Raw genomic sequence first — 11,655 nt, 5'->3', positions numbered from 1 at the left:
GGTGGCGCCGGCACGCGCTGCCTGTGTGGAGCTGTTGTCGCTCTGCTATTTCTCGACGAAACCCTGCAGGTCACCACGTGGCGGGTCGAACCGCTCCACCACCACGTCGACCGACCCGGGTGTGTCGCCCGAGCGCAGCGCCGCGAGCAACGCCTCGGTGTCGGCTCGCGGCCCCTCCGCGACGACCAGTACCCGGCCGTCAGCGAGGTTGGCCGCGTAGCCGACCAGACCGAGTTCCAGCGCGCGCGACCGTGTCCACCACCGGAAGCCCACACCTTGGACCAGTCCGTGGACGTGTGCGGTGAGTCGAGTCGCCTCGGAGTCGGTCATCGTGCTCAGTCCGTCTCGATACTCAGGTTGACCGTCGCACCGGACTTGATGGTGCGTCCGACCGTGCAGACGGCGTCGACGGCGCGTTCGACCACCACCAGGAGTCGCTGCGCGGCGTCGGGGTCGAGTTCGGACAGGTCGACCTCGAGCACCTCGTCGAGAACCGGGTACACCTCGTTCTCCCGGTCGGCGGCACCGCTGACCCGGACCGTGGCGTCGTAGTCGTCGCCGAGGCGCCGGGACAGTGGGCGGTCCGAGGACATGCCGGTGCAGGCGGCGAGCGCGATCTTGAGCAGCTCGCCGGGGGTGAAGACGCCCTCGACATCCTCGGAACCGACCAGCACCTCGGCACCGCGCGAGCTGCGGCCCGTGTAGCGGCGCGTTCCGGTGCGTTCCACCCAGAGCTCGGTGTGCGAACGGGCGGCTTCTGCGGCGTTCTGGGATACCTGTTGCTCGGTGGTCATGATCGCTTTCGTTCGATTCTCTCCGTCGATTCGGGACTCGGTCCCCACAACACCGGGAACTCCGGATTGCTTCCGTAGCCGGCCGCACGCTGACGATGTCGAGTGGGCGCTGAACTTCGTCGAGTGGGTACTGAATTTCATCGACTGGGCACTCTGCCGACTCAGCGCTTCCGCTGACACCGAGGGCAATAGTACGAGCTTCGGTTCATGAACTGCTCTCGACGCATGATCGCACCGCACCGCCGGCACGGTTCGCCGGCCTGCCCGTAGGCGTTCAGCGACCGCTCGAAGTACCCCGATTCCCCGTTGACATTCACATACAGCGAGTCGAAAGAGGTGCCTCCGACGACGAGCGCATCCCCCATGACATCGGTGACCGACGCGAGCAGGTCGATCACCTTGGCCCGGCTGAGTCCGTCGGTGAGGCGGGTTCCGTGCACCCGGCTACGCCACAACGCCTCGTCGGCGTAGATGTTGCCCACCCCGGAGATCACCGTCTGGTCGAGCAGGGCCCGCTTGATCTCGGTGTGGCGCGATCGGATCACCGCGGCCACCCGGTGGGGGTCGAAGACCGGGTCGAAGGGATCCGGCGCGATGTGCGCGATGGATTCCGGGAGCCACCGGCCGAGTTCGTCGGGGGTCTCGACGTACTCGTCGACGTGCCAGCCACCGAAAGTGCGCTGGTCGACGAACCTGAGTTCGTTCCCGTCGTCCAGGGTGGCGCGGATGCGCAGGTGCACGTGGTCCTCGGCGCCGACCTCCCCGATGAGCATCTGTCCGCTCATGCCCAGGTGCACCACGAGCGGGAAGCTGTCTCCCGACTTGACGACGTCGAGCCACAGATACTTCCCCCGGCGGTGCACTCCGGCGACTCGATGGCCAACCAGCCGCCCGATCAGGTCGGCACCGCCACCGAGATGCCGCCGCACCGACCGCGGGTGCAGGACCTCCACGGACGTGATGACACGGCCTTCGACATGATCGGCCAGACCGCGACGCACGGTCTCCACCTCTGGCAGTTCGGGCACGCTGGGTCCCGGTCAGTTCGCGGCGGCGCGGTCGGTGAGCGCCTGCCAGGCCAAGGCGGCGGCCTTCTGCTCGGCCTCCTTCTTGGTGCGTCCACTCCCCTCGCCCAGGCTCTCCCCGGCCACCACTGCGACCGCGGTGAACTCTTTGTTGTGGTCGGGTCCGGTCGAGGTGATCTGATAGTGCGGCGGCCCATGGCCACCTTCTGCGGACAGCTCCTGCAGCGACGTCTTCCAGTCCAGACCCGCGCCGAGATGCCCCGCGCGTCCGATGATCTCGTCGAACAATCCGAGGATGATGTCCTTGCAGGCCGCGAGGCCGTGCTGCAGGTACAACGCGCCGAACACCGACTCGAGGCCGTCGGCGAGGATGCTGTCCTTGTCGCGGCCGCCGGTCAGCTCTTCACCGCGCCCGAGGTAGAGGTGGCGTCCGAGGCCACCCTCGCCGAGGCCGCGCGCCACGTCGGCGAGGGCGTGCATGTTGACCACGCTGGCGCGGATCTTGGCCAGCTCACCTTCGGAACGATTCGGATACCGCAGGTAGAGCCGCTCGGTGATGATGACTCCGAGCACCGAGTCGCCGAGGAACTCCAGACGCTCGTTGGTGGGCAGCCCACCGTTCTCGTAGGCGTAGGAGCGGTGGGTCAGCGCCAGCGTCAACAGCTCGGTGGACAGCTTCGCATCCAGCGCGTTCAGGAGGTCTGCGAACCTTTCCTGCGCCGGATCGGCCGGGGCCGGCGCAGTCGTCTCGTCGGTCACGCCGTTGTCACCGGCCACGTCGGGGTCAGTCACCACCTTTGTCCTTCGGGGAGTCCTCGCCGGGCGAACCGAACTTGTCGCGTAGAGCGGCCCAGCGCGGGTCGATCTGCTCGTGCGCGTGTCCCGGTTCCGCGACCGCGAGACGGACCCCGCATTCCGGGCACAGGCCCTCACAATCCTCCGAACACAACGGGGACATGGGCAACTCGAGGGCGATCGCGTCGATGATGGACTGTTCGAGATCCAACCGGTCGTCCACCACCCGATGCACGTCATCGGCGTCGGTCGTCTGCTCCGTCGCGCTGTCGGGATAGGCGAACAGTTCGGTGAGGAACACCGTGACGGTGTCGTCGATGGGCTCCAGACAGCGTGAACACTGCCCTTCGGTCTCGCCACTCACCGTCCCGGTGACCAGTACACCTTCGGTGACCGCCTCCAGTCGTAGATCGAGATCGACCTCGGAGTCGGCGGGGATCGCGACCATGTCCAGTCCCAGACGCTCCGGGGCGATGACGGTCCGGTGCACCTCCGACATCGACCCCGCGCGACGTCCCAGCGAGCGGACGTCGAGGACGAAGGGATCGGATTGCTTGCCGCCGGACTTCGCACCGTCAGACGCGACACTCCGGCTCATTGCTCGATCTGCCACAGTTGCACGATACGCCCGACCTGCAGAGTCTTCGAATGGTCCCGGCGCGGCTCAGACGGCCAGCGGTGAGCCCTGATTGTCGACGCGGTCGTGGGTCTGTGCCGCCCCGCGCGGCGCGGGCGCTTCGTCGACGCTGCGCGGATACTCGACGTAGTCGTGCATCCCGGCGCCGGTCCGGAGCTGATGACGTCCGCGGTTGACCGACCGCAAGGTGCCGGTGAGGACCTCCTCGAACTGGGCAAGTTTCTCGTCCACGTAGACATCGCAGTCTCCGCGCAACCGATCGGCCTCGGCGTGGGCGGCGTCGATGATCCGCTCGGCCTCCGACTTCGCGGCGGCGACGACCTCGGCTTCGGACACCAGACGCTGCTGCTCGGCGATGCCGTCGGCAACAGACTTGTCGTAGGTGTTGTTCGCGGAGTCGATGGTGCGCTGGGCCTCCGCCCGGGCGCGACCGGTGACCGCTTCGAACTCGCGCGCGGCACTCGTCGACAGACGGTGCGCGTCGGCGGTGGCCTCCTCGACCATCTGACGGCCGTGTGCGCCGGCCTCGTCAACCATCCGGTCGGCCTGCGCCTTGGCCTCGGACAGAATGCGATCGGCCTCCGCTCGTGCGTGCGCGACCACCGCCTCCGATTCCGAGTCGGCCTTGCCGATCACCGTCTCGGCGTGCTCGCGGGCGTTGCCGACCAGCGAGTCGCGCTGGTCCAGCACGTCCTGGGCGTCGTCGAGTTCACCCGGAATCGAGTCCTTGATGTCGTCGATGAGTTCGAGGACATCCCCCCGCGGCACGACACAACCCGCAGTCATCGGGACGCTTCGTGCTTCCTCGACGATCGCGGCGAGTTCGTCGAGCGCTTCAAAAACCCGGTACACAGCTACCCCAATCCGGCTGGTTGCCTTCGGTTGGCATGAAACAACTGTGACTATTGTGCCGAATGGTGTGCCTGTGATTAGTGAGGCGGACGGGGTGTGTCGCGCGGGACAGTAGGTCAGATCCGCTGCTCCCCCGCCAACCGCGCCTGCAGCCGCTCGTGGATCGCCGGGGAGAGGAAGGGTGTGATGTCACCGCCGAGTTTGGCCACTTCCTTGACCAGCGAGCTCGAAACGTGCGCGTAGCGGGGATCGGTGAGCAGGAACATCGACTCGACGTCGGCGAGTTCGCGGTTCATCTGCGCCATCGGCACCTCATAGTCGAAGTCGGTGCCCGAGCGCAGCCCCTTGACGATCGTGTCGATCCCCTCGTGGCGCAGATAGTCGACGAGCAGACCAGTCCAACGGTCGACCCGCACATTGGGCAGGTCGGCACAGTCCTCGCGGATCAGGGCGATGCGTTCGTCGACGCCGAACATGCCCCTCTTGTTCGGATTGACCACCACGGTGACAACCAATGAATCGAAGCGGGCGGCGGCACGCTCGACAATGTAGCGGTGACCGACGGTGAACGGGTCGAAGGAACCGGGAAAGACAGCTGAGGTCATGCCCGAAATCTACGCGAGCACGATCGCCCCGACCGGCCCGAGAAGGCGCGCGTGACGACCGTGTCGCATCGCCGGGGTCAGCCCCCGTCGAATTCACCCTCGTCGGAGTCCCCCTCGTCGGGCTCGCGCCGCCCGGGTCGGTCAAGGGCTGCCACCTCCACACGCGTATCGCCATAGCGCTTGTGCACCAGCACCGTGAACCCATCGGGCCAGTGCGTCTCGGGCACGCGTATGGCGCGTTCGACGACCACGATGCCGTCCTCGGCCATCCAGTCCGCGCCCAGTGCGACGAGGTCGGCGGTCAGGGCGTCGTTGTCGAGGTCATAGGGCGGATCGAGGAAGGCGACATCAACATCACCGCTGCCGGCCGCAGCGAGCTGGGCCGAGACCGACCGGGTGACCACCGTCGCCCGCGATGCGACATCGCAGGCCCGCACGTTGGCGTCGATGACGGTGGTGGCCCGGCGGCGTGAGTCGACGAAGACGGCTCGCGCCGCCCCCCTCGACAGCGCCTCGAGACCCAGCGCACCGGAACCGGCGTAGAGGTCCAGCACCGACGCGCCGTCCAGCTCGGTCCGGGCCAGGAGGATGCTGAAGATGGCCTCGCGGACCCGATCCGACGTCGGCCGCGTTCCGCTGTCGGGTACCGTCAGTCTGCGTCCACGCAGTTCACCCGCGATTATCCTGGTCATCGCCCACCATTGTGCGGCATGCGAGGTGCGGGGAAACGACCCCCTTGTCCCACTTAAGTCGAGCTGGTGCAATAGTTTGTGACCGACTTCACAAACCGGGGCTGAGCAGGGGATTGTGGGGACATTTGGTGTCCGATTCTTGCGGACGGGTGACTTCAGGTAACCACGTTGTTAACGTCGAAGACGTCATGAGCCCAGTCCAAACAAGTACGGCCCCAACCACTGCCCTTGCTGTCGATTACCGGCAGCCCACCGCCGACGACGGCGAACGATTGTGGGAAATCGCCTCGGACTCAAAGGTTCTCGACGTCAACTCGAGTTACTCCTACGTCCTGTGGTGCCATGATTTCGCTACCACTTCGATCGTCGCCGAAGTCGATGGGCGCCCGGTCGGATTCGTCACCGGCTATCGACGCCAGACCGACCCGTCCACCCTCATGGTGTGGCAGGTCGCGGTCGACGACTCCTGCCGTGGCCACGGTATCGCCGGCACCATGTTGCATCGCCTGTTCGACCGCTGCCAGCGGCTCGGCGTGGTGGCGATGCACACCACGATCAGTCCGGACAATGTCGCATCGCAGCGACTGTTCGAATCGGTCGCGAACGCGCGCGGACTGCGCTTCGAGCGTCGCGACCTGTTCGCCGCCGATCAGTTCCCGGACGCGCACGAGCCCGAGGATCTCTATCTCCTCGAGCCCGAGCTCGTCGAACCCTGATCGCCACATCCACAACAACCATTTCTAGACACAACATCTCTGGACACAACTGAGTTCTCGACCGTTTCACCGGCAGTTGCGCCGACATCGTCGATGTCGGCGCACGCCGTGTGCGACCGGTCACCACTTCAATCGTCAATAAGTAAAGGGGGAAGTTACCCATGCAACTTCTCGATCAGTCAATCGACGATTCCGTTTTCACCCAGCACGAGTCCGAGGTCCGCAGCTACTGCCGTAGCTGGCCTACGGTGTTCACCCGCGCGAGCGGTTCGCACATCACCGATCAGACCGGCCGACAGTTCCTCGACTTCTTCGCCGGCGCCGGCTCGCTGAACTACGGCCACAACAATCCGGTGATGAAGTCGGCTCTGCTGGACTACATCGCGGATGACGGAATCACCCACGGACTCGACATGGCCACCGTTGCCAAGGGCAAGTTCATCGAGGCCTTCCACGGCAAGATCCTGCAGCCGCGACGCCTCGACTACAAGATCCAGTTCCCCGGCCCCACCGGCACCAACGCCGTCGAGGCCGCGCTCAAGCTGGCCCGCAAGGTCACCGGCCGCGAGTCGATCATCAGCTTCACCAACGCGTTCCACGGCATGACCCTGGGATCGCTCTCGGTCACCGGCAATTCGATGAAGCGCGCGGGCGCCGGCATCCCCCTGGTGCACGCGACCCCGATGCCGTTCGACAATTATTTCGGCGGTGTCGTGGAGGACTTCCAATGGTTCGAGCGCGTGCTCGACGACTCCGGCAGTGGGCTCAATCGCCCGGCCGCCGTCATCGTCGAGACCGTGCAGGGCGAGGGCGGCATCAACGTCGCCCGCGCGGAATGGCTGCAGGCACTCTCGGAGTTGTGCCAGCGGCGCGACATCCTGCTCATCGTCGACGATGTGCAGATGGGTTGCGGCCGCACCGGCGAGTTCTTCTCCTTCGAGGCTGCCGGCATCAAGCCCGACATCGTCACCCTGTCAAAGTCGATCAGCGGCTACGGCCTGCCACTGGCCCTGACCCTGTTCCGGTCCGACCTCGACGTCTGGAGCCCGGGCGAGCACAACGGCACCTTCCGCGGCAACAACCCCGCGTTCGTGACCGGCGCCACGACCATCGACCACTACTGGAGCGACGACGCGCTGACCCGCGACGTGCATGCCAAGGGCGACCGCATCCACACTCGCTTCAGCGAGTTGTGCGACACGTTCAGCGGTATCTCCACCCGCGGCCGCGGGATGGCTCAGGGTCTGGTCTTCGAGGAGGCCGCTGCGGCAGGCAAGGTCAGTGCGTCGGCCTTCGGCGCCGGACTTCTGGTCGAGACCTCCGGTCCGTCCGACGAGGTCGTCAAACTGCTTCCGCCGCTGACCATTTCGAATGAGGACCTGGACCGCGGCCTCGATATTCTCGCTGAATCCGTCAAGGAGGTGATCGGATGATCGTCCGTACCACAGAAGAAATCACCGGTACCGATCGCGATGTCAAGGATCCGCTCGGCAACTGGGTGTCCAAGCGCATCATCCTCGGCGGCGACCGCGTCGGATTCTCGTTTCACGAGACCACCATCAACGCCGGTTCGGTGAACAACTTCCATTACGCCAATCACATCGAAGCGGTGTGGCTGGTGGAAGGCACCGGAACCCTGCTCGACAAGGAGACCGGCGAGACCTACCCGCTCGCACCGGGCACGATGTACCTCCTCAACGGTCACGAGCGTCACCAGGTGACCGCCGAGACTCAGCTCCGGATGCTCTGCGTCTTCAATCCTCCCGTCGTCGGCACCGAGGTGCATGACGAGAACGGTGTGTACCCGCTGGTCACCGTTCCGGAGACGACCGGGAAACATTCCCCGGAGGCCGTGGCCGCCGACTGACCGGCCACCGTCGACGGTGAACACCGGCCCGGCAGAACCTCGTGTTCTGCCGGGCCGGTCGTATCTGCGGGATCGCTATCCTGGACAGGGTGCGCACGCGGTTGCAGATCGGTTGGACTCCGGCCGAACCGACTCCCCTCGACGAGGCTGTCGATGATCAGATCCGACGTGCCCGGGCGCTCCTCGAGGGGTGCCGCATCGTCGCGCTGACCGGGGCGGGCATCTCCACCGACTCCGGCATCCCCGACTACCGCAGTCCGGGCGCACCGACGCGGACGCCGATGACGCTGGAGATGTTCTTGTCGTCCCCCGAATTCCGCCGCCACTATTGGGCCCGCAATCATCTCGGATGGCGACATATGGACGGTGCCGAGCCCAATATCGCGCACCGTGCGCTCACCGATCTGCAGCGGCAGGGGCGGTTGACCGGGGTGATCACCCAGAACGTCGACATGTTGCACACGAAGGCGGGCACCCGACGGGTCCTGGAGCTGCACGGCTGCTACGGCCGGGTGCGGTGCCTCGGCTGCGACTGGCTGATCTCGCGGCACCGACTCGCCGAACACCTCGAGGGCCTCAACGACCGGTTCAGCGAGCGCGTGCGTGGGCGCGGAGCCATCGAAGTGGCCCCGGACGCCGACGCCGCCGTCGACGACACCAGCGACTTCACCATGATCGACTGCCCGAACTGCGGTGGCATCGTGAAACCCGACATCGTGTATTTCGGCGAGAGCGTGCCGAAACCGACTGTCGAGCAAGCATTCTCGATGCTCGACGATGCTGATGCGCTGTTGGTCGTCGGATCGTCGCTGACCGTCATGAGTGGTCTGCGCTTCGCCCGTCACGCGCACCGCACCGGCAAGAGGCTCGTCATCGTGAACCGCGGTGCGACGCGTGCCGACGACCTCGCCGACCTCAAGATCGACCACCTGGCGTCGGTGGTGCTACCGGCCCTCGCCGCCTGAACGGGCGGCCACCCATCCACCGTTTGGGATCAGAGCGCGACCAGATCGTCCGCGTGCACAACCGGCCGGCGTAGTTCCGCCGGTAGGTCGCCGGTGGAACGGCCGACCATCAGTGCCACGTCGTCGGAGGCATAGGCGGTGACGCCGCGAGCGCACACGGCACCGCTGGTATCGACCAACTCGACCACGTCGCCGTCGGAGAAGCGACCGTTGACACCCACGACGCCGGCCGCCAGCAGCGACCGTCGGCGACGTGCGACGGCGGCGATGGCGCCGTCGTCCAGAACGAGTTGCCCCCGTGCGTCGGCCGCGTGGCGCACCCAGAATCGCCGTGCCGACAGCCGCTCGTCACGCGCCGCGAACACGGTGCCCACCGATGCATCGGCCAGCGCCTGCGCGGCTTGATCCGCGGCGGCCAACAGCACGGGCACCCCGGCGTCGGCCGACAGCCGGGCGGCCGCGAGCTTGGATGCCATGCCGCCGGTGCCCAGCGCACCGCCGGATCCGGCGATGACGCCGTCCAGATCTTCTGGCCCGTTGACCTCGGCGATCAGCCGGGCGCGGCTGCCGTCGGCACCGACCTTACGGGGATCGCCGTCGTAGAGTCCGTCGACGTCGGATAGCAGCACCAACGCGTCGGCACCCGCCAGATGCGCGACCAGCGCGGCGAGGCGATCGTTGTCGCCGAACCGGATCTCCGTGGTCGCGACGGTGTCGTTCTCGTTGACCACGGCCACCGCACCGAGCGAACGCAACCGGTCCAGCGTGCGCTGGGCGTTGGCGTGATGCGAGCGGTTGGAGACGTCATCGGCGGTCAGCAGCACCTGGCCGACGGTGCGCCCGTACCGATGAAACGACGTACCCCAGGCGTGGGCCAGCGCCAGCTGTCCCACGCTGGCGGCGGCCTGTTTGGTGGCGAGGTCGGTGGGCCGCCGCTTGAGCCCGAGCGGCGCGATACCGGCGCCGATGGCACCCGAGGACACCACGATCACATCCGAGCCGGCGCGCATGCGCGCCTCCAGGGCGTCGGCGAGACGGTCGAGGCGAGTGCGATCGAGCCCGTCATGCAGGTCGGTGAGCGCCGACGACCCGATCTTCACCACAATGCTGCGCGCACGGGCGATGTGTTCGCGGACGTCGCTCACGGGGTGTCCCGTTCGACATCCTCGTCACCGTCGGGCAGGCCACGACGAAGCCGTCGCGCCTGCTTGCGTTCCGCGGCCCCGACCCGTTCGTTGCGGTCGAGCCGGATGTCGGTGCCACGCCCGGTGATGGGGACCTCGTCGCCCATCGGGGTGGTCGGCTCCCAGTCGAATGTCATGTCGCCGATGGTCACCGGTGCACCGGGCTGTGCGCCGAGGCGCACCAGCTCGTCTTCGACGCCGAGTCGGTTGAGGCGGTCGGCCAGGTAGCCCACCGCTTCGTCGTTGTCGAACTGGGTCTGGGCGATCCACCGCTCGGGGCGCGTGCCACGCACGATGAAGCCGCCGTCGACGTCGGGGTCGGCGACGACACTGAACTCGGCCTCGTCGACCGCCTTGGGGCGGATGATCTGTCGGCGCGGCTTCGGGGTGGGCTGGCTCGCCCGGTACTCCGCGACCAGCCGTGCCAGCGCGAAGGTCAGTTCTCGGAGACCGTCGTGGCTGACCGCCGAGATGCGGAAGATCGGCCAGCCGCGCTTGGCCAGTTCGGGTTCGACGAGATCGGCCAGATCGGCGGCGTCGGGGATGTCGATCTTGTTGAGGATGATCACCCGCGGCCGGGTGGCCAGGTCCCCCAGTCCGTGGTCGGCGTCGAGCGCGGGACGGTAGGCCGCGAGTTCGGCCTCCAGCGCATCGATGTCGGAGACGGGGTCGCGACCGGGCTCGAGGGTGGCGCAGTCCACCACATGGGCCAGCACCGCACACCGCTCGAGGTGACGGAGAAACTCCAGGCCCAGGCCACGGCCGGTGGAGGCACCGGGGATCAGGCCCGGGACGTCGGCGACGGTGAACACGTCACCGGCCACCTGCACGACGCCGAGGTTCGGTGCCAGGGTGGTGAACGGGTAGTCGGCGATCTTCGGCTTGGCTGCCGACAACACCGACACCAGTGACGATTTGCCGGCAGAGGGAAAGCCCACCAGGCCGACGTCGGCGACGGATTTCAGTTCGAGGACGAGGTCACGATGCTGACCTTCCTCCCCGAGCAACGCGAACCCCGGGGCCTTACGCGCCTTGGAGGCCAACGCCGCGTTGCCGAGTCCGCCGCGGCCGCCCTGGGCGGCCTCGAACGTGGTGCCCTCACCGATCAGGTCGGCCAGGATGGTGCCGTTCGAGTCCAGCACCACGGTACCGTCGGGCACCTTCAGGACCAGATCGTCGCCGGTGGCGCCGTCTCGGTTGTCGCCCATGCCCGGCTTTCCGTTGGAGCCCTTGGCATGCGGCCGGAAGTGGAAGTCGAGCAACGTGTGCACCTGAGGATCCACCACCAGGCGCACCGAGCCGCCATTGCCACCGTTGCCGCCGTCGGGGCCGCCGAGCGGTTTGAACTTCTCGCGGTGCACCGACGAACAGCCGTGACCGCCGTTACCCGCTGCGACGTGGATCGTCACGCGGTCGACGAACCGGGACATCGGATACATCCTCTCTCAGATGGGATGGGCTCTGGCAAACGAAACAGGACGGGCCGGGTACACGATGACCCTGCCCGCCCTGCTGTAGAGCTG

14 protein-coding genes are annotated in these 11,655 nt (G+C 66.9%); 4 read left to right on the top strand and 10 right to left on the bottom strand.

Annotation, left to right across the window (positions count from 1 at the left end):
* Nucleotides 1-45 precede the first annotated feature (45 nt).
* The 8 genes from NWF22_RS20460 to rsmD all read right to left on the bottom strand — a co-directional run bounded on the left by NWF22_RS20460 (nucleotide 46) and on the right by rsmD (nucleotide 5,400).
* Nucleotides 46-330, bottom strand: a complete 285-nt coding sequence (locus NWF22_RS20460) for an acylphosphatase (RefSeq protein WP_160902646.1) — start codon at nucleotides 328-330, stop codon at nucleotides 46-48.
* Nucleotides 331-335: 5 nt separating this feature from the next.
* Nucleotides 336-794, bottom strand: a complete 459-nt coding sequence (locus NWF22_RS20455) for an OsmC family protein (RefSeq protein WP_160902647.1) — start codon at nucleotides 792-794, stop codon at nucleotides 336-338.
* 161 nt (nucleotides 795-955) lie between these two features.
* Complete coding sequence (gene mutM / locus NWF22_RS20450) at nucleotides 956-1,822, bottom strand: bifunctional DNA-formamidopyrimidine glycosylase/DNA-(apurinic or apyrimidinic site) lyase (RefSeq protein ID WP_160902648.1); 867 nt, start codon at nucleotides 1,820-1,822, stop codon at nucleotides 956-958.
* 12 nt (nucleotides 1,823-1,834) lie between these two features.
* Nucleotides 1,835-2,578, bottom strand: coding sequence for a ribonuclease III (rnc, locus tag NWF22_RS20445; RefSeq protein ID WP_160902833.1), 744 nt, complete (start codon nucleotides 2,576-2,578; stop codon nucleotides 1,835-1,837).
* A 25-nt stretch (nucleotides 2,579-2,603) separates the two neighbouring features.
* Nucleotides 2,604-3,212, bottom strand: coding sequence for a YceD family protein (locus NWF22_RS20440; RefSeq protein ID WP_202398723.1), 609 nt, complete (start codon nucleotides 3,210-3,212; stop codon nucleotides 2,604-2,606).
* Between the two features lie 66 nt (nucleotides 3,213-3,278).
* Nucleotides 3,279-4,103, bottom strand: coding sequence for a DivIVA domain-containing protein (locus NWF22_RS20435; protein ID WP_160902650.1), 825 nt, complete (start codon nucleotides 4,101-4,103; stop codon nucleotides 3,279-3,281).
* Nucleotides 4,104-4,219: 116 nt separating this feature from the next.
* Nucleotides 4,220-4,708: a pantetheine-phosphate adenylyltransferase gene (gene coaD, locus NWF22_RS20430; protein WP_160902651.1), complete on the bottom strand. Its 489-nt coding sequence runs from the start codon at nucleotides 4,706-4,708 to the stop codon at nucleotides 4,220-4,222.
* Between the two features lie 77 nt (nucleotides 4,709-4,785).
* A complete protein-coding gene (gene rsmD, locus NWF22_RS20425) occupies nucleotides 4,786-5,400 on the bottom strand; it encodes a 16S rRNA (guanine(966)-N(2))-methyltransferase RsmD (protein WP_160902652.1) in 615 nt (204 codons plus the stop codon).
* Nucleotides 5,401-5,588: 188 nt separating this feature from the next.
* On the opposite strand from rsmD, the gene ectA reads away from it, so the two are divergent.
* The 4 genes from ectA to NWF22_RS20405 all read left to right on the top strand — a co-directional run bounded on the left by ectA (nucleotide 5,589) and on the right by NWF22_RS20405 (nucleotide 8,948).
* Nucleotides 5,589-6,116 (top strand): diaminobutyrate acetyltransferase, encoded by a 528-nt coding sequence (gene ectA / locus NWF22_RS20420; RefSeq protein ID WP_160902653.1) that lies wholly within the window; start codon nucleotides 5,589-5,591, stop codon nucleotides 6,114-6,116.
* A 161-nt stretch (nucleotides 6,117-6,277) separates the two neighbouring features.
* Nucleotides 6,278-7,549, top strand: a complete 1,272-nt coding sequence (gene ectB / locus NWF22_RS20415) for a diaminobutyrate--2-oxoglutarate transaminase (protein WP_160902654.1) — start codon at nucleotides 6,278-6,280, stop codon at nucleotides 7,547-7,549.
* Nucleotides 7,546-7,983, top strand: coding sequence for an ectoine synthase (locus NWF22_RS20410; RefSeq protein WP_160902655.1), 438 nt, complete (start codon nucleotides 7,546-7,548; stop codon nucleotides 7,981-7,983). The genes ectB and NWF22_RS20410 overlap by 4 nt, the downstream gene beginning before the upstream one ends.
* Before the next feature lie 89 nt (nucleotides 7,984-8,072).
* Nucleotides 8,073-8,948, top strand: coding sequence for a Sir2 family NAD-dependent protein deacetylase (locus NWF22_RS20405; RefSeq protein ID WP_160902656.1), 876 nt, complete (start codon nucleotides 8,073-8,075; stop codon nucleotides 8,946-8,948).
* Nucleotides 8,949-8,977: 29 nt separating this feature from the next.
* Here NWF22_RS20405 and proB read toward each other — a convergent pair whose 3' ends face one another.
* Together proB and obgE are read right to left on the bottom strand one after the other, a co-directional pair.
* On the bottom strand, nucleotides 8,978-10,093 hold the full coding sequence (gene proB / locus NWF22_RS20400) for a glutamate 5-kinase (protein ID WP_160902657.1): 1,116 nt from the start codon (nucleotides 10,091-10,093) through the stop codon (nucleotides 8,978-8,980).
* Complete coding sequence (gene obgE / locus NWF22_RS20395; RefSeq protein WP_160902658.1) at nucleotides 10,090-11,562, bottom strand: GTPase ObgE; 1,473 nt, start codon at nucleotides 11,560-11,562, stop codon at nucleotides 10,090-10,092. The genes proB and obgE overlap by 4 nt, the downstream gene beginning before the upstream one ends.
* Nucleotides 11,563-11,655 lie beyond the last annotated feature (93 nt).

The sequence above is a fragment of the Gordonia mangrovi genome (assembly GCF_024734075.1).
In the GTDB taxonomy this organism is placed as follows: domain Bacteria; phylum Actinomycetota; class Actinomycetes; order Mycobacteriales; family Mycobacteriaceae; genus Gordonia; species Gordonia mangrovi.
Note: the sequence above shows the minus strand (reverse complement) of the source record. Positions and strands in the feature narration are given on the sequence as shown.